This window comes from Cellulophaga sp. (assembly GCF_039943695.1).
Taxonomy (GTDB): Bacteria; Bacteroidota; Bacteroidia; order Flavobacteriales; family Flavobacteriaceae; genus Cellulophaga.
This window is the reverse complement of record NZ_JBDVAA010000183.1, coordinates 12,553-30,276: the sequence shown is the minus strand read 5'-3', so window position 1 is coordinate 30,276 and position 17,724 is coordinate 12,553. Positions and strand designations below refer to the sequence as shown.

The following is a 17,724-nucleotide window of genomic DNA, read 5'->3' as shown; positions in this document are numbered from 1 at the left end:
AAAATAATTAAAGATGATAACTTCAATTTTAAAAGAATACTCATTAACAGCTTTAGAACAAGTAACAACCTGGTACAAAGCTGCAGAAATTACTAAGTTCCCAAAAAATGGTGGTGCCTGCGTAAAATATAAAAATAAACAAATTGCTGTTTTTAATTTCACAAGAGAAGGTAAATGGTACGCCTGCCAAAATTTATGTCCGCATAAAATGGAAATGGTACTTTCTAGAGGTATGATTGGTGAAGATATGGGAACACCTAAAGTGGCTTGTCCCCTGCATAAAAACACATTTTCTCTAGAAACCGGAGAAAATTTAAACGGCACTTTAGATGCTATTGCAACTTATCCTGTAAAAATTGAAGATGGTTTTGTGTATATTGGGTTTTCTGAATAGCTTTGAAACAAACCTTACCACATATGGCAACAACAAATAAACTAAAACAAGCTTTTGATCTTTTTGACAAAGCTAACGAGCAAGACCCAAATAAAGAATTATACCAAGGTAAGGAGTACGCAAAAGAAGTACTATACGCTATACGCATGACAAGCAAACTAAACTCTTTTGCTCCAAATGCATCAGAAGTATTACAGTTAACTGCTCGTTGCCAACACATTTGCCGATGGGAAATACCAAGAGATTCTTATGAAATGAACAGGACTGGATATTTGACATGGAGACAAGATCTTAAAAAATATCACGCAAAAAAAGCAAGTTCAATTTTAGAATCTGTTGGTTATGACCAAGAAACAATTAGTAAAGTTGCTTTTTTACTTGAGAAGAAACAGTTAAAAAAGAATGAAGAAACACAGACCTTAGAAGATGTTATTTGCCTGGTATTTTTAGAGTTTTATTTTGAGCCATTTGCTAAAAAATACTCAGAAGAAAAACTTATTGATATTTTACAAAAAACGTGGCGCAAAATGTCCAATTTAGGCCAAGATGCAGCTTTAAAGCTACCTTTATCAAAAGCATCTTTAGAACTAGTAGGCAAAGCATTATCTTAAAAATGCTTACAATAAGCTACTAATATGAGCGGTAATAAATTAGAAAAATCTTTAGACACCACCACTTTTCTTAGAATAAGAAAATGGTACCTACTAGCATTGTTAGCTATTGCTTTTTCTATTGTTTTTTCTCAGGTTTTAGTACAAATGCATTTAAATTCTCAGTTAGATGATTCTCGCGTCATAAATGTTGCAGGTAGGCAACGTGCTTATAGTCAAAAATTAGTAAAAGATATTCTATTGTTAAATAGATACACATCTAATGAAGAAAGAAATCAAATTTTAAAAAACACAAAAAAAACTTTAGATGTTTGGCGTGTATCCCACAATGCGCTTCAGTTTGGCAATGACTCTATGGGTTTACCTAAAGAGGAAAATAAAGAAATACTAGCTTTACTAAAAAAAATTACACCGCACCATACGGCTATGATTAGCGCTGCGGAAAACACCATTCAACTTAAAAACAACAATATAAAAGATAGCCTTAGTTTAGAAAACGATATTTTAACTTTACTAAAAAACGAACGCATATTTTTAAATTTGATGGATACTATTGTAAATAAATATGATAGTATAAGTAAAACTCAACTTCAAAAATTAAAACAAAAAGAGCACATATTAGTTGCGCTTTCCTTACTAATTCTTCTTTTAGAAATTTTATTTGTTTTTAGACCATTATCTATTCAAATTAGAAATAGTATTGCTAAGCTTTTAAAAGGAAAAATAGAATCTGAGAAAAACACTGCTAAAATAGAGGAACTATATCAAGAAAAAGAAAACTCGTTACAAGAGCTACAAGAATTAAATTTTGTTATAGATAATGCAGCTTTATTTGCTAGTACTAAAAATAATGAAAGCGTAGTTTTTATTAGTAAAAAATTTCAAGAACTTTTAGGCTGTTCTACTCAAGACTTATCTAAACCATTGTCTGAGATACTAACAACAAACGAAGGCCAACAAGAGTACCTTAAAGAAGTTTTAAAAAATAGCAGAAAAAACATTAGAACTGAAGAAATAAAAATAAGGACTAAAAAAGAACAGGATGTTTGGTTAGATATGTCTATTATTCCACTTCATCAATCGTCTAAAAAACAAAGTGTTTTAATTTTATGTTCTGATATTACAGAACGAATAGAAAATCAGCAAAAACTAGAGCAATTAACAAAGCAAAATTTTGAAGACAAAATACTTCAAAGAAAATTACAAGCAAGCCAAATTGTAGAGGGACAAGAAGAAGAGCGCAAACGTATTGCAAAAGACATACATGATGGAATTGGCCAAATGCTTACTGCTCTTAAATTTAACATAGAATCTATTAACTTAGAGAATAAAGAAAAAACAGAGGAGAAGATAGCATATTTAAAAACACTATGCTCAGACCTAATAAAAGGTGTACGTACTGCTACGTTTAACCTTACTCCTCCTGAGTTAAAAGATCATGGTATTTTTCCTGCTCTGCAAAAAATGACAATAGAATTAGCTAAACTAACTGGGAAAAATATTCTTTTTGAAAATAAGACCGATAAAAACATTAGGTTTTCTTCCTTAGCAGAAACTAATATTTATAGAGTAACACAAGAGGCTATAAATAACGCTATTAAGTATGCAGATGCCAATTATATTTTACTTAGTATTAATTATGACCAAAATATACTAAGCATTTTAATTGATGATGATGGTAAAGGTTTTGATGATACTATTTTACACAAGACACCAAAAAACAATAGTGAGGGCGGTATGGGGCTTTTTTATATGAAAGAACGCATAAACTATATAAACGGAAGACTATTTATTAACTCTACTCCAGGAAAAGGAACTAGAGTTACCATAAATTACAAGCCCGAAAAAAATATAAAACAATCATAAAACCAACGCTATGAAAATAAGAATTAGAGGAAATTCTATTAGATACAGACTTACTAAAAGTGAAGTAGAAGCATTTTGCAAAACAGGTTCTTTTGCTCAAGAAACAGAGTTTGGATCAACTTTATTTTCATATAGAATACACGCAAAAAAGGATATAACTAATCTAGAAACCGATTACATTAATAACACTATAACCATATACGTTCCTAAAGATTACACAACCAATTGGTTTAGCAGTAACACTGTTGGTTTTAGTCATAATTTTACAACTAAAGACGGTAAAGAAATTTTTATTTTAGTTGAAAAAGATTTTGTTTGTATGGATGAAACTGTAGAAGACCAGACAGACAACTACCCCAATCCTAATGCTTAACAGTATTTTAAATAAAAAAAGAGTGCCCTAAGGGCACTCTTTTTAACTAACCAACTAAATACTTATTATAGTAATTAATTTTCTTTATCTTCTTCAAACTCTGTTTCTGCAACTCCAGTTTTAGCTGTGTTTAAATCTCTAAACTTTAAGCTAGGTTTTTTTCCATCAAAATCAAAAACTAAAATCTCTTTAGACTGCATAAAGTCTAGACTTTTAAAGCTATTGAATTTATTATTTTGTAATTGTAATACTTGTAGGTTTACCAGTTGTCCAAATTCTTGTGGTATATCTCCCATTAACTGGTTGTTAGCAATTACAAGCTCTCTAAGCTCTACTAAGTTCCCTAATTCTTTTGGGATAAAACCAACCAAATTATTTTCAAAAAGCCCTAAACTTTCTAATTTAGATAAGCTTCCTAACTCATCAGGTATAATACCTGAAAGTTTGTTACTAGACACATTAAATACTTTTAATTTTTTTAATTTACCAACGCTTTTAGGAATTTCTCCTTTCATTAGATTATTAAATAGTACAATACTCTCTAAATTAGCTAAATCTCCTATTTTAGAAGGTATTTCACCTGTTAGTAAATTCATCTCTAAATGAACATTTCTCAACTCTTTTAACTTAGTAATAGTCTCAGGTATTTCTCCGCTGATTTTATTAAACGCTAAGTTTAAATCTTGCAAACTTTTAAGCTTATAAATTGTTTGTGGCAAAGTTCCCTCCAAGTTGTTTCTAAATAAATTTAGTCCAACAACTTTATTGTCTTCTACTTTAACACCTTTCCAAGTAGAAACTGGTTTATCTAAATTCCACTGAGTTGTCCATTGACTTCCGTTTGTAGCATTGTACAAGTCTATAAGCACTGCTTTTTCTTTAGAAGATATTTGCCCCACAACTGTTTGTAGTGCTACTGCTAAAAAAGCTATGATTGTGTAAGTAAAATTCTTATTCATATCTATACTGATTATCAAAGTATTGCGATACAAATAGAAGCTAATTATAGATAACTGGCAAAATTATTAGATGAACTACAAGCGGTTAGCGTGTTTTTGTTGTGAAACACGCATTTTCTGTGGTTTAGCAAAATAGCCTACAAAACCCTACATTACTTACAAATCTTCTAAATTTAAGGTTAGCTCTTCCCAAGTAGACATCAGTTCTTTTAATTTTTTCTTTTTTGCCTCGTATTTATCAAAAAAATCTGGTTCTGCAATTGTAGCTTCATACTCCAATAAAAGCTTCTGATCTATCTTTTTTATGTCGCTCTCCAAAGTAGAAATTTCACTTTCTACATTACTTAGTTTATTTTTAAGGGACTTTATTTTTTTCTGATCTTTATAGTCTACTTTTTTATCTTCTTCTTTTTTTACAGCTTGCTTAACCTTAGTCTTTTTTTCAATAGCTCTAAAATTTTCAGCTTTACGTTGGTCTAAGTAATAGTCTATATCTCCTAAATATTCTCTTATTTTTTGATCTTTAAACTCGTAAACTTTATTAGTTAAACCTTGTAAAAAATCTCTATCGTGTGATACAAGTATTAGTGTACCCTCAAAATTTTGTAATGCTTGTTTTAAAACGTTTTTAGACTTTATATCTAAATGGTTGGTAGGTTCATCCATTACCAATACGTTTAATGGTTGTAGTAACATTTTAGCCAAAGCTAAACGGTTACGCTCACCACCAGACAATACTCTTACATACTTATCTACATCATCTCCTCTAAATAAAAACGATCCTAAAATATCTCTAACCTTACTACGGTTAGTTTCGTTAGCAGCATCTATCATAGTATCTAAAATAGTTTTTGTACCATCTAAATACTCTGCTTGGTTTTGAGCAAAATATCCTATTTGTACATTGTGCCCTAATTTTAAGTGACCGCTATACTCTAACTCACCCACCATAATTTTTGCTAAAGTAGATTTTCCTTGTCCGTTTTGACCAACAAAGGCTGTTTTACTATCGCGTTCTATTAATAAATCTATATTATTTAAAACTTTTTTATCGCCATAGTTTTTAGACAAATCTTCAATCTCTGCTATAATTTTACCTGGATTTATAGATATAGGAAAACGTAAATTCATTACGCTATTATCATCCTCATCTACCTCTATCCTATCAATCTTATCTAACTTTTTAATTAAAGATTGCGCCATAGTTGCCTTAGATGCTTTTGCTCTAAATTTCTCTATCAGTTTTTCTGTTTGCTGTATTTGCTTTTCTTGGTTTTTTTGAGCGCTTAATTGCTGTGTTTTAAGCTCGTTACGCTGAACCAAGTATTCTGAATACGGTTTATTGTAATCGTATATTCTACCTAAAGATATTTCTATGGTTCTGTTGGTAACATTATCTAAAAACATTTTATCATGCGATACAATAACCACTGCACCAGAATATCCTTTTAAAAACTGCTCTAACCAAATAATAGATTCTATATCTAAGTGGTTGGTAGGCTCATCTAGCAGCAGCACATCGTTAGTTTGTAATAGTAGTTTTGCCAACTCTATACGCATACGCCAACCTCCAGAAAATGTCTCCGTTTTTTTATCAAAATCTGCTCTACTAAAACCTAAACCTTGTAAAACTTTTTCTGTTTCTCCTTGGTAATTGTAACCTCCTAAAATTTCATAATGATGCGTAATATCATTTAAATCTATAATAAGCTGACTGTAACTATCACTTTCGTAGTCTGTACGTTCTGCTAATTGATGATTAATTTCATCTAACTTTAACTCTAAAGCTTTAATTTCTTCAAACGCTTGGTAAGATTCTTCTAAAACAGATCTTCCTTCTACAAAATCTATATCTTGTTTTAAAAAGCCAATTTTTACATCTTTATCTGCTGCAATTGTACCACTATCTATTGGCATTTCTTTAGACAATAGTTTTAATAAGGTAGACTTACCTGCACCATTTTTTCCTATAAGTCCAACACGGTTTCCTGGGTTTAACCTAAAAGAAATTTCTTCAAATAAAAACTCTCCTCCAAAAGAGACAGATAAATTGTGAATATTAAGCATAAAATGTGACTAATGTTACAGATGAAAATTATAGAAAATAGTATTTTTGTAAAAACTTTTTGCAAATGTTAAAAAAAGGAAACAAACTCAGCAGTATTTTAACAGGAACTTGTCCAAAATGTCACTTAGAGAACATGTACAAGGATAAAAACCCTTACCATTTATCAAATGTGTACGATATGCACGAGCGTTGTTCTCATTGTGGTACCAAATATCAAATGGAGCCTTCGTTCTTTTACGGAGCAATGTACGTAAGTTATGGTGTTGGTATTGCATTTGCTGTTGCTGCTTTTATAATCTCTTTTATTTTTATTGAAACGAGTCTTTTAGTAAGTTTTATTTGTATTGTAGCTACGTTAGTTGGTTTTATGCCAATAATTATGAGATTGTCTCGTAATATTTGGATAAATATGTTTATACATTATGATAAAAACGCAGCCGCTAAGTTTAAGAGCCAGAAGCATTAAGGTATCTTTTAATAAAACGATTACAATTTATCTCTTTTGGTAGCAACTCTTTGTTTTCTATAAAATTAAAAAGATGTTTAGCTGCGTAAGGTCCTGCCATAACGCCTCTAGAACCAAAACCATTTAAAACATATACATTTTTATGCTTTGGATGCTCGCCAACTAGTGGTTTTCTATCTGCTACTGTTGGCCTAACACCTGCTTTGTGGTCTACAACCTCATAACTGCATTTTAAAAAGGTATTTAATTTGGTTAACAACTCTTCTTTAGCGGTTTCAGATACGTTGTTTGTTTTGTCATCTCTATTATAAGTGGCTCCTACCCTATACAAATCATTACCCATAGGTATTATAAAGACAGATGATTTTATAACACTTTTCTCTTTCAAATCTGGAGCTTTTATAGTTAAAAGCTCTCCCTTTGTTCCATTTAAAGGCAAATAATTAAAAAACGGATTGCTTTTTAATCCAAAACCAGTAGCAAAAACTATTTTTTCTGCCTTAATACCTTTGTATATAACTCCGTTTTCTTCAATTTGTAAAGCATCAAAATCAAACGTTTCTTGTAGTATAGCTTCTTTTTTAATTAAGTAATTTTTATAGGCTGATAAAAGCTCCTTTGTATCTATTCTACCTGTATGCAAAACCTCGCCATACCCAAAGTTTGCATTTATATTGGCATTTTTATTTTGAATAATTTTTGGTGATAAAAAGTAATTAAGACTTGGCTTATCCATAGCCTCAAACCACATATTTTGCTCCTCTACAGAAGCAAACCTACGTATTACAGGTATTTTATAGTCTAACTGTACTTTTAGCTTATCTTCTAAAGCCTTGTAAAAGGGTAGCGCAAGGTCTAATTGTTGTTTTGCGTTCCAGGCAAGTGTAAAACGTTTTAAAATAACTGGGTTATACAAACCACCTGCAACTACAGAAGATGTCTGTGAGTTATCTGCAACCACCTTAAACGTTTTATTATTTTTTTCTAGTGTTTCACAAAAAGAAATACCTGCCAACCCCAGACCTACAACTACATAATTTACCATATTACAAAAGTAGATAAAGTAGCTTAATTTATATGCATAAAAAAACTCCCTAGGAATAAAATCCTAGGGAGTCTGCTTATTGTATTTGAATTGGAATTCTAAAGCAATTTAATAGCTCCACATATCTTGTTCTCTGTCTCTAATAACCTCTTTAATTCTTTTGGCTTCTAGCAACTGAAACAATGCGTTGTCTGAAATGTAATCTTTAATTTTACGATCTCCGTGTACATTTTCTTCTTTGTAAATAGTTGCATGGAACCTTCTTGAGTTTAACAACATATCAAAAGAAATTGGACTTGCAGAGTTTCGTTGATTAAACACTTTTGCTGTATGCAACAATTCTCTAGCATCTGGATACCAAACCCAGAATAAAGGAATTTTATTACCATCTATATCTACAGACTCATCATCTATAAAGTTAACATCTGGTGCAACTGGAGCAATACCTAATAAACGATATTTTAATTCCCCTTGTCTTTTATCAAAATACCACATTCCTTTAATTAGGTATTCTTCTAAATCTGCTGCAACAAGATCTCTCTTGTTAATATATTCTTCAGAAACAGTTTCTCCTGCATTATATTGGTCGTAACCATAATCTGTAGTATCTACCTTCTGCATAGAAGCTTTTAAGTCTTCTAATTTTCTTTTTTCTGTAAAGTAAGAATCTGCATAAACTTCTAATTCTCCACTCTTAATACCTTTCATTAAAACGTGGTATAACGATCTTCTGTTTTTACCTATGTCTATAGTATCAATTGGGTAGTATAAAGGAAAGTTTACACGCTCATCTAAATCTATAACTTCCCATACAGTAGTAGACCATAAAACATCTCTGTCGTCTACATAACCATACTTTAATGGTCCGTCATTATCTTTTTTAATTTGTTCTTCTGTTTTAATACCAATTTCTTCTGGTTTTTTGGCATTCAATACATTTGATTGCGCCATAGCAGATATCGAAGACATTGCTACTAAACCTACTACTAAAATGTTTTTCCAATTCATCATTTAAATAATTTTATTTTGAAGCTATAAGTAAGTTGCTATTTTACAATAGCAACTTACCTTTTAGTTTCATTTATTCTAGTTTGTAATTTCTACAAGTACACTAGAAACTTTCTTTAATCTATAACTCTTGTTATTTGTAATATAAGCTTGGATATTAAATATCTGAACCATATCACCTCTTTTTGCTCTTTTTAATGCAGATTTAGCTCTACTGTCTAATTTTCTACCATTAACTCTAATTGTTGGCTGTCCTGGAACTTTGAAGCTGAAACCGCTTACACCAATATTTAAATCAAAATCAAAATCTTGTAATAATGCACCAACTGTAGATACTTCTAAGTTTTTACGTGGCATTTTAACGCTACCAGTTTCTCCTCTAATAGAACCTGTTGGACTTGGTATATCTTTAATTCTAAATTCTGATGAAGAACTAACTGCTTTACCATCTGGCAAAGTACCAGAAGCTTTAATAGTTACAGATCTTCCAGAACCTGGATTCATAACATACTTACTACCACTTACCGACTTTAAGCCTGGAGCAGAAGCTCTTACTTTATTATTTGGTATACCAGGTATAGAAATTGTCATTGGGTTAGCAACACCACGGTAAACAACGTTCATCTTATCTGCTGCAATTAATGCTGCACTTGGCTTAGATATAGTTGCAAAAGAATTTTTAACTTCTACAGGAACTTCTTCACCATCTTGCTTAAAGAAAAGTGTACCTGCTACTTCGTGATCTCCTGGGTTACCAGCACCAATTAACATTTTAACACCTCCAGCTTCAAGCTGATAATCTGTACCTTCTTTTAATTTTCTACCATCTAATGTTAATTCTGCTCTTACTGGAGTAGAAGAATCATCAGTTTTGCTGATAATAATTTTACCATCGTACTTTTCACCTGCATAAAATGCTGACTTAGATCCAAAAAGTGATGTTTTAAATTTCTTTAAAGAAACCTGATCTGTTAAGTTACCTTCTAACATTGCTTTTAAAGCATCTTCTTCAGTAGACTTAATATCAGACTGTAAAGCTGTAATTTTAGTTAAAGAAGCTATTAAAGGAAAACCTTCATAGTGATAGTTAATCCAATCTTGCTTGGTCTTATCTTTCTTCTCTACTTTACCATTAGCATCTCCAGTTTCAAATCTAGCCTTTACAGAACTTTTTATTTTTTCTGGTACTAACTTAGATACTTGCTCACGGTAATCGTTAATTCTTTTCATGAACTCCTTACCACCTTCTGCTAAGTTTTCTCCGCTAAAGAATTTTTGATCTAAGTAATCAGACTTATCCATTACTTGGTAATCTGTAGGATCTTCAACGTTCTTAGTCATCTCATTTTTAAGACCTTCTAAATAGTCATAATAATCTTGAGATATTTTTTGTACCTGCTGCGCTTTTTTGTAATCTTCAGCATACTTTGCTGCATTCTCTTCTGCCTTTGTTCCAAGACCTTCTAAGAAAGCTACATTGTTTTCTGTTGATTTTTTGTTAGAAGCTTCCATCTTTACATTCATTAAGCCGAATGCAGCTAGAACTTCTTTACTCATATTTAACGCCAGCATACAAATGAACACTAAGTACATTAAGTTTACCATTCTCTGACGTGGTGACTGTTTTCCTCCTGCCATGTTTTCTACTAATTTTAGTTAATAATTGATTTGGGGTTATTAGTATTAACTAATTAGTTTTTGCTCATTGCTGATAACATACCACCGTATACTCCGTTTAAAGAAGATAAGTTTGTTGCTAAAGATTCCATTTGATCTTTTAATGCTGAAGAGTTTTGTACTACTTCTTCATTAATTGAAGCTTGTCTGCTAGCACTTTCTAATTGCACTTTGTATAAGCTGTTTAATGATTCCATCTGCGTAGCAGCTTGTACCATTTCATCAGAATACTTTCTAGTAGATTCCATTGCATCTACAGTAGGAGCAATTCCTTTAGCAGCACCTTCAAAGTTTTTAATGCTGTTACCAAGGCTTCCCATTAATTCTGCATCAACACCAGCTTCTTTTAACATTTCGTCTAATTTCTTAGATAAAGATGCTTCTGTTTCTTTTACTTCTAAAGTTTCTTTCTTTTGTTTAGCTGATCCTTGACCACCTGCTAATTCTGGGTATACTAAAGACCAGTCTAACTCATCCTCTATTGGTTCAAATGCACTAATTGCAAAAATAAGTGCCTCTGTAATAAGACCAATTGCTAGTAAAACACCACCGTTTAATGGTCCTAACTCCCAGTGAAGGATTTTAAATAGTGCACCAATAATTACTACAGATGCTCCAAGGCCATAGGCCATATTAAATAATTTCTTTGTTGATTTTGATTGTGCCATAATTTTAAATTTTAATTTGGGTTTATTAATTATAAGTATTTAGGGTTAAATTTATTCGGTTTTTTAGTCGGTAGAATCTTCTTCTCCCATGTAATCTTGTACAGTTCTAAAGCCAATATAACTACGGGCAGAATCTCTGTATTCATAATCTCTTGTAGATACTTGTAAGAAGTAAGCAACATCTTTCCAAGAACCACCACGTATTACTCTTCTTGCGTTACCACTATCTCCTCCGTTAGGGTTCATTGTAGAAACAAAATCGTAAGTACTTGGATCGTAGCTAGAGCTTGTCCATTCAGACACGTTACCAGCCATATTATACAAGTTAAAGTCGTTAGGCTCATATGCTTTAGCCTCTACTGTATACAATGCTGCATCTGCAGCGTAATCTCCTCTTTGTGGTTTAAAGTTTGCCATATAGCAACCAGTATCACTAATTACATAAGGACCACCCCAAGGGTACATACCACCTTCTATACCACCTCTTGCAGCGTACTCCCACTCTGCTTCTGTAGGCAATCTAAATTTATTAACTGGCTGTTTACCTCTACTTTTTTGGTCGTCGTTCTTTAATTTTGTTCTCCAGTTACAAAAAGCTGTTGCTTGATCCCAAGTAACACCTACTACTGGATACTCACTATATGCATCATGCCAAAAATAATCGTTGTGCATTGGCTCATTATAAGAGTATTCAAAATCTTTAATCCATACTGTAGTATCTGGGTAAACAGGTAACTCAGTCTGCTTAATAAAATCTTTTCTGCTTCCAGTTTTAGATCTTGCAGCTGCGTCTATGTCCATCCAACTATACTTATATTTAAGCTGTGTAACATCTATAGTACGTTGCCCGTTATATGCCTCTTCTTCTGGAATGTATAACTTATCCATTACCTCAACATAATACTCGTCTGGGTATTCAGATGTATCCCAAATAAGTTTTTCTTGCTTATTTAAGGCTCTACCTTCATATCCTGATGGGCCACCACCACCATAGTTGTCCATCATATACTTATCGTACTCAGACATTTTAGTTGTATCTGCATCTTTAAATGCATAATCACCAATACCACCATCTTCTGGGCTTAAGCCTAACTCATCTGCTAATATTGCCAATTTTGTTCTTGTAATAGAATCTTTAACCCATTCTACAAACTGACGATACTCACTATTTGTTATTTCAGTATCATCCATATAAAAAGAAGTTACTGTAACAGTTTTAGTTGGCGCATTTAAAACCTGCGCTTGGTCTTCTTCTGTTTTACCCATGATAAAAGATCCTCTTGGGATCAATTCCATACCATAAGGTTTCTCCGGATACCATTTTTTTCCTTGGGCTCCTACCAATTCTCCTTTTGTTCCTGACTTACCACAACTGCCAAGTAAAAGAACAAATCCCATGGACATTAACAATAGTTTCTTCATAATTATAGGTTAAATTTCGATTTAAGATATTTAGTTCTTAAACATATATATTCAATCATTAAAACAGCGTTTTAAACGAAATATTGTATTAAGACACGTTATTTTGTTATTTTTTTAATTGAGGCCTTTTTTAAATGCCTTAAACCACCTTTCTGGAATGTTTTGGTTGGTTGCCTCAACATAATCCGCCTTGGTGCAGGGTAATAACGCAGGCATTTCATTTTTATTATATGAATTTAAAATAGATGGTACTTCTACCCACCACCTTTCTGTTAAATTACTTTTATAAAAAACTAGTTCTTCTAAGTCTGAAGGAACTATATACTTTGTAAATGCTTCTTTATTTAAATAAGGTAATTCTTGTACTCTAAAGTTATAACCCTCTATAAAGTACCATATAATCTGGGCTAAGAGCTGAAAAGATTGATTTGAATTCTCGCTCTCAAAAACACCAAAGACAGATAATTTTTCACTAATACCTGCATACCTTGCTATGGCGCAAATTTCTCTTCCTGTAAATCCGTTTGGAGAAAAATTATTTAACATACCCATTTCACTTGCCCGCACAGAGCGTGCATCTAAACTAACAATGTGTGCATTTCGTAGAATTGGTTCTACTAAGGTTATGTCTGATGTTACCTCTCCTAAACGATAAGCATCAAAAAAAAGACGCTCCATTAGATCTATTTCTTCCTGAGAATTAAAATAGCTTTGGTAACCTATATTTGAAAAATTAAATAAATTATTGGGCTTATCTGTAATAATTTTACTCATATAAGAATGAGAAGAGATAAGTTCTTCATGATCTCCAAAGTCAAACCTACTATCTACATTTACTAGGTTAATCATATTTCGGAGGCCATCAAAAGCCCTGTAACAAGGATATGTTAGGTCTTGTGTTGGTCCAATTACTATAGGCACAATATTTTCTTCAATTAAGCTAGCTATTACTTCTTTTACTACAAAATAAGTATCACTAACATTTTCTCCGGGTTCTACATCGCCTAGATCTATAATAGTAGAATTCCAATTACCTACCATTAACTTGTAAAGCTCTAACCTAACGCCAGATAAATCTAATGCTTCTGATTTTTTTTCAAAAGCATTTCTAGATTCATTTACGCCTATTATTGCTATAGATGCCATTGCCAAGACCGGCAAACCATCCTTTTTTGTGTGTTTGTATATTTTTTTTCCTAATGCTTGCGACGGTAATAACTCACAATGAGCTATTACTTTATCTGCCACTGGAGTCAAAAAATCGAACGCCATATATTTTTACTTCTTTGTCTTTGGTTTTGCTTTTGCTTTAGCCTTAGGTTTTGCTTTAGCTTTTGTTTTTTTCTTTGGGGTTTTCTTTTCTATCATAGCTTGGGCTTCTTCTAAAGTAATTTTAGTAGCGTCTACTGTTTTAGCCAACTCAACCTTTATTTTACCCTTTAACACATTGTGTCTACCCCATCTAGCTTTTTCTATACGTATGCCTTCTTCTGGCCATTCTTGTATAAGCTTATCTATTTCTTTTTGTTTTTTAGCTTCAATAAGTTCTACAATATCCTCATAAGAAAGTGTATCATAGTCGTACTTTTTATTTACATTGATAAACATTCCGTTCCATTTTATAAACGGACCAAAACGACCTACACCTTTGGTAACCTCTAAATCTTCATATGAAGCTATTGGCGCATCTGCTTTTTGCTTTTCTACAATAAGCTCTATTGCCCTTTCTTTAGTTATATCTAAAGCACTTTCTCCTTTCTCCATAGAAATGTACTTTTTACCAAACTTAACATAAGGTCCAAACCTACCTACGTTTGCAGACACTTCTTCTCCTTCATAAGTACCTAAATCTTTTGGTAATTTAAAAAGTTCCATTGCCTCTTCAAAAGTAATTGTACCTAAAGAGTGTTCTGGCAATAAGCTTGCAAATTGCGGTTTTTCTTCTTCCTCTGCTGTACCTATTTGTACCATTGGCCCAAACCTGCCTAAACGTACAGATACTTGCCTACCTGTTTTTGGATCTTTACCCAGAATACGTTCACCACTAGCCCTATCTGCATTTTGCTCTACATCTTCAACCTTTGGATGAAAATCTGTATAAAAATCTTTCATTACTTTACCCCAGTCTTCATCGCCTGTTGCAATTTCATCAAAGTCTTCTTCTACCTTAGCTGTAAAATTATAGTCTAATATAGTTTCAAAGTGATTTACTAAAAAGTCGGTTACAATTATACCTATATCTGTAGGTACCATTTTACCTTTATCAGAACCAACAGTTTCTGTTAAGTTCTTTTCTTGTAGATTATCTGCTTCTAAAACCAACTGCGTGTACTTACGCTCTACACCTTCTATTGTTCCTTTTTCCACATAGCCTCTGTTTTGGATTGTAGAAATTGTTGGTGCATAAGTAGATGGTCTTCCTATTCCTAACTCTTCTAACTTTTTAACTAAAGATGCTTCAGTAAATCTGTATGGAGCTCTAGAAAAACGTTCTGTTGCTGTTATAAAATTATTAAGTAATGTTTCTCCAACTTTCATCGCTGGCAACATACCTTCTTGCTCCTCTGTTTCTTCATCATCATGACCTTCTAAATATACCTTTAAAAAACCATCAAACTTAATAACCTCTCCATTTGCAGTAAACTCTTCTTTATGCTTATCTGCTTTTATTTTTACGTTGGTACGCTCTAACTGCGCATCACTCATTTGTGATGCTAATGTTCGTTTCCAAATAAGCTCATACAACCTTGCTTGGTCACGTTCCAAAGACGGTGATTGCCTTTTCATATCTGTAGGTCTAACCGCCTCATGTGCTTCTTGTGCACCTTTGGTTTTACCTACATAATTACGCACCTCACTATATTCTTTACCGTAGTTTTCTACAATTGCTTCCTTAGCTGCATCTAATGCCTCTTTAGATAGGTTTACACTATCTGTTCTCATATAGGTTATTAAACCTGCCTCGTACAAACGTTGTGCTACCTGCATTGTTCTACCCACAGAAAAATACAATTTACGTGCTGCCTCTTGTTGTAAGGTAGATGTTGTAAACGGTGCTGCCGGAGATTTTTTTGCTGGTTTTTTATCTAAATTTGCTATAGAAAAATTTGCGCCAATATTTTTATTTAAAAAATCTTGAGCTGCTTTTTTACTAGGGAATGTTTTGTTAATTTTTGCTGAAAAGCTACTACCTGATTCTGTTTTAAATTCGGCAACAACTCTAAATGAAGCTTCTGGCGTAAAAGCTTCAATAGACCTCTCTCTTTCTACAATTAACCTAACTGCTACAGACTGTACACGACCAGCAGAAAGACCTGGTTTTATTTTTTTCCAAAGAACCGGAGATAGCTCGTAACCAACCAATCTATCTAAAACTCTACGTGCCTGCTGTGCATTTACCAAGTTGTAATTTATTTCTCTTGGGTTTTCTATTGCCTTTTGTATTGCAGACTTTGTTATAGAGTTAAAAACAATTCTTCTTGTTTTACTCTTGTCTAATTTTAACTCTTCTGCCAAATGCCAAGAAATAGCCTCTCCCTCGCGATCCTCATCACTCGCAAGCCATATAACTTCTGCTTTATCTGCTAAATCTTTAAGTTTTTTTACAAGTTTTTTCTTTTCACTATCTACTACATATTTAGGCGTAAAGTCATTATCTACATCTACCCCTAATTCTTTAGATGGCAAATCTGCTATGTGTCCAAAGCTCGACTCTACCTTATAATCTTTTCCTAAAAATTTCTCTATTGTTTTTGCTTTTGCAGGTGACTCTACAATTACTAAATTCTTCGCCATTTTATGGTTTTTGGTTATACAAAAGTATAGCAATTTTTTTATTTAATACGTTATAAGGTAGAAACCAACAAAAAAAGACCGCTAAAATTAGCAGTCTTTTGTCTTTTTAAGGTATAAATTAATCTAGATGTAAGCTACTTAACAAGCTTATGTTATTTTCTAAATATTTATATTGATACAACACATTATCACCAACCATAAGTAAGTTTTCTTCTCTAGGAATAACATCAAAAGTTACAATATCTTTAAAATGATTTACCTCTTTTAAATTATTTACATCTGTTTTATCATATACTTTTAAACCCGAATTCCCATCGCATATAAAAAGTCTATCTCCTTTTATACCTAGACCATAAGGACCATCTAGAGGGTATTGTTTTGTTAAAACCGGATCTGCAATAGTACTTATATCTATAATATACAAACCACTTTCTGTTGCCCCACAAGTATTACCACCACGTAAAGTTACGTATGCGTAATTACCATCTACAACAACAGGGTCACAAGCAGTACCGTGCTGAAACTCCGACACAAATGCCGGTGTTTGTGGCGTAGAAATATCATAGATATACATTCCGCTTCTACTTCCTAAAAATAAATGATTCCCTTTGTTAAAAATAGTTTCAATATCAAACCCAGCGTAAATATCTTCTAAATCTTTAGGGTTTTCTAAATCTTGTAGGTCAAATACATTTATAGAGTGATTGTCTACCGCATACAAGTAATCTGCTACAATTTTAAAACGAGCTAAAGATCCTCCCTGACCTACATTACCTGCATCTGTGGTATTATTAAGCGTCCCATTCTCAAACCAAACATTTACTTCTTTTTTTAGTCTGCGTTCTGTAACTACCTCCCAGCCCACTAAAATTTCATCTGCAGCACCAACATTTTCCCAATCATAAATATCTGCTGCCGGCCAAACAATATTATCTCTTAATACATTTTTTAACCTATTTACGAGCTTAATATTATCTTTATTAGAAATATCAAAAACTAACAAATCCCCTAAACTATCAGCATATAAATAATTGTCTTTAACAGAAATATCTACATTACCTATTATACTTATAAAAGCTATTTTATTAGGTTGTTCTGGGTTTTTATTATCTATTACGTGTACTCCCTTATATTTATCATTTATAAAAATATAATTATTGTATGCATAAATTTTACCCGATTCTTCAATAGGTTTTGGCGCAACAATACTTCCACCGCTTTCAAACTCAGACAGACTAATTTTTAATGGTTTTGCCACTAGAAAATCTGCGTACTTACTATCATCTACATCATCTGTACAGCTAATAAAAACAGCTGCTAATGCTAGTAATAAAATAAAATGATTTTTCATTCTTATATCTTTTTGGTTGTT

15 protein-coding genes are annotated in these 17,724 nt (G+C 32.4%); 5 read left to right on the top strand and 10 right to left on the bottom strand.

The genetic code is table 11. From position 1 onward, the window contains the following. The first annotated feature begins 16 nt into the window (after positions 1-16). Genes nirD through ABJD66_RS12355 form a run of 4 tightly spaced genes read left to right on the top strand, consistent with a single transcriptional unit; the run spans position 17 to position 3,244 of the window. Positions 17-394, top strand: coding sequence for a nitrite reductase small subunit NirD (gene nirD / locus ABJD66_RS12370; RefSeq protein WP_348132218.1), 378 nt, complete (start codon positions 17-19; stop codon positions 392-394). Between the two features lie 23 nt (positions 395-417). After that, positions 418-1,005, top strand: coding sequence for a DUF4202 domain-containing protein (locus tag ABJD66_RS12365; protein ID WP_348132034.1), 588 nt, complete (start codon positions 418-420; stop codon positions 1,003-1,005). Between the two features lie 24 nt (positions 1,006-1,029). Further along, positions 1,030-2,871, top strand: coding sequence for an ATP-binding protein (locus tag ABJD66_RS12360; RefSeq protein ID WP_348132031.1), 1,842 nt, complete (start codon positions 1,030-1,032; stop codon positions 2,869-2,871). A gap of 10 nt (positions 2,872-2,881) precedes the next feature. After that, positions 2,882-3,244, top strand: coding sequence for a hypothetical protein (locus ABJD66_RS12355; protein WP_348132028.1), 363 nt, complete (start codon positions 2,882-2,884; stop codon positions 3,242-3,244). A gap of 74 nt (positions 3,245-3,318) precedes the next feature. On the opposite strand, the gene ABJD66_RS12350 is transcribed toward ABJD66_RS12355, so the two are convergent. Further along, complete coding sequence (locus ABJD66_RS12350) at positions 3,319-4,203, bottom strand: hypothetical protein (protein ID WP_348132025.1); 885 nt, start codon at positions 4,201-4,203, stop codon at positions 3,319-3,321. Between the two features lie 156 nt (positions 4,204-4,359). Next, positions 4,360-6,270 carry an ABC-F family ATP-binding cassette domain-containing protein gene (locus ABJD66_RS12345; RefSeq protein ID WP_100894936.1) on the bottom strand — a complete coding sequence of 637 codons (1,911 nt, stop codon included), beginning with the start codon at positions 6,268-6,270 and terminating at the stop codon, positions 4,360-4,362. A gap of 65 nt (positions 6,271-6,335) precedes the next feature. Between ABJD66_RS12345 and ABJD66_RS12340 the strand changes: the two genes are divergently transcribed. Further along, positions 6,336-6,737 carry a DUF983 domain-containing protein gene (locus tag ABJD66_RS12340; RefSeq protein WP_100894935.1) on the top strand — a complete coding sequence of 134 codons (402 nt, stop codon included), beginning with the start codon at positions 6,336-6,338 and terminating at the stop codon, positions 6,735-6,737. Here the strand turns inward: ABJD66_RS12340 and ABJD66_RS12335 are convergent. From ABJD66_RS12335 to ABJD66_RS12300, 8 genes are all read right to left on the bottom strand, one after another. Beyond that, on the bottom strand, positions 6,718-7,782 hold the full coding sequence (locus ABJD66_RS12335) for an FAD-dependent oxidoreductase (RefSeq protein WP_348132022.1): 1,065 nt from the start codon (positions 7,780-7,782) through the stop codon (positions 6,718-6,720). The genes ABJD66_RS12340 and ABJD66_RS12335 overlap by 20 nt on opposite strands. Before the next feature lie 108 nt (positions 7,783-7,890). Further along, positions 7,891-8,790: a gliding motility protein GldN gene (gene gldN / locus ABJD66_RS12330; RefSeq protein ID WP_100894933.1), complete on the bottom strand. Its 900-nt coding sequence runs from the start codon at positions 8,788-8,790 to the stop codon at positions 7,891-7,893. A gap of 78 nt (positions 8,791-8,868) precedes the next feature. Next, positions 8,869-10,428, bottom strand: coding sequence for a gliding motility protein GldM (gene gldM / locus ABJD66_RS12325; RefSeq protein WP_303543142.1), 1,560 nt, complete (start codon positions 10,426-10,428; stop codon positions 8,869-8,871). A 53-nt stretch (positions 10,429-10,481) separates the two neighbouring features. Next, positions 10,482-11,135, bottom strand: coding sequence for a gliding motility protein GldL (gene gldL / locus ABJD66_RS12320; RefSeq protein WP_100894931.1), 654 nt, complete (start codon positions 11,133-11,135; stop codon positions 10,482-10,484). Between the two features lie 63 nt (positions 11,136-11,198). Then, the gene (gene gldK / locus ABJD66_RS12315) at positions 11,199-12,557 is read right to left on the bottom strand and encodes a gliding motility lipoprotein GldK (protein ID WP_100894930.1); all 1,359 of its coding nucleotides are present in this window, start codon (positions 12,555-12,557) and stop codon (positions 11,199-11,201) included. 114 nt (positions 12,558-12,671) lie between these two features. Continuing rightward, positions 12,672-13,829, bottom strand: coding sequence for a formimidoylglutamase (locus tag ABJD66_RS12310; protein ID WP_100894929.1), 1,158 nt, complete (start codon positions 13,827-13,829; stop codon positions 12,672-12,674). A 6-nt stretch (positions 13,830-13,835) separates the two neighbouring features. After that, positions 13,836-16,352 carry a type I DNA topoisomerase gene (gene topA / locus ABJD66_RS12305; RefSeq protein WP_100894928.1) on the bottom strand — a complete coding sequence of 839 codons (2,517 nt, stop codon included), beginning with the start codon at positions 16,350-16,352 and terminating at the stop codon, positions 13,836-13,838. Between the two features lie 118 nt (positions 16,353-16,470). After that, the gene (locus ABJD66_RS12300; RefSeq protein WP_348132016.1) at positions 16,471-17,703 is read right to left on the bottom strand and encodes a hypothetical protein; all 1,233 of its coding nucleotides are present in this window, start codon (positions 17,701-17,703) and stop codon (positions 16,471-16,473) included. Between the last annotated feature and the right edge of the window lie 21 nt (positions 17,704-17,724).

What these genes read in the sequence shown, in the direction of transcription:
- ABJD66_RS12365 (WP_348132034.1), top strand. Translation starts at nt 418, where the DNA reads ATGGCAACAACAAATAAACTAAAACAAGCTTTTGATCTTTTTGACAAA.
- ABJD66_RS12355 (WP_348132028.1), top strand. Translation starts at nt 2,882, where the DNA reads ATGAAAATAAGAATTAGAGGAAATTCTATTAGATACAGACTTACTAAA.
- gldL (WP_100894931.1), bottom strand. Translation starts at nt 11,135, where the DNA reads ATGGCACAATCAAAATCAACAAAGAAATTATTTAATATGGCCTATGGC.
- ABJD66_RS12310 (WP_100894929.1), bottom strand. Translation starts at nt 13,829, where the DNA reads ATGGCGTTCGATTTTTTGACTCCAGTGGCAGATAAAGTAATAGCTCAT.
- topA (WP_100894928.1), bottom strand. Translation starts at nt 16,352, where the DNA reads ATGGCGAAGAATTTAGTAATTGTAGAGTCACCTGCAAAAGCAAAAACA.
- ABJD66_RS12300 (WP_348132016.1), bottom strand. Translation starts at nt 17,703, where the DNA reads ATGAAAAATCATTTTATTTTATTACTAGCATTAGCAGCTGTTTTTATT.
- ABJD66_RS12345 (WP_100894936.1), bottom strand. Translation starts at nt 6,270, where the DNA reads ATGCTTAATATTCACAATTTATCTGTCTCTTTTGGAGGAGAGTTTTTA.
- ABJD66_RS12335 (WP_348132022.1), bottom strand. Translation starts at nt 7,782, where the DNA reads ATGGTAAATTATGTAGTTGTAGGTCTGGGGTTGGCAGGTATTTCTTTT.
- ABJD66_RS12340 (WP_100894935.1), top strand. Translation starts at nt 6,336, where the DNA reads ATGTTAAAAAAAGGAAACAAACTCAGCAGTATTTTAACAGGAACTTGT.
- ABJD66_RS12360 (WP_348132031.1), top strand. Translation starts at nt 1,030, where the DNA reads ATGAGCGGTAATAAATTAGAAAAATCTTTAGACACCACCACTTTTCTT.
- gldN (WP_100894933.1), bottom strand. Translation starts at nt 8,790, where the DNA reads ATGAATTGGAAAAACATTTTAGTAGTAGGTTTAGTAGCAATGTCTTCG.
- gldK (WP_100894930.1), bottom strand. Translation starts at nt 12,557, where the DNA reads ATGAAGAAACTATTGTTAATGTCCATGGGATTTGTTCTTTTACTTGGC.
- ABJD66_RS12350 (WP_348132025.1), bottom strand. Translation starts at nt 4,203, where the DNA reads ATGAATAAGAATTTTACTTACACAATCATAGCTTTTTTAGCAGTAGCA.
- gldM (WP_303543142.1), bottom strand. Translation starts at nt 10,428, where the DNA reads ATGGCAGGAGGAAAACAGTCACCACGTCAGAGAATGGTAAACTTAATG.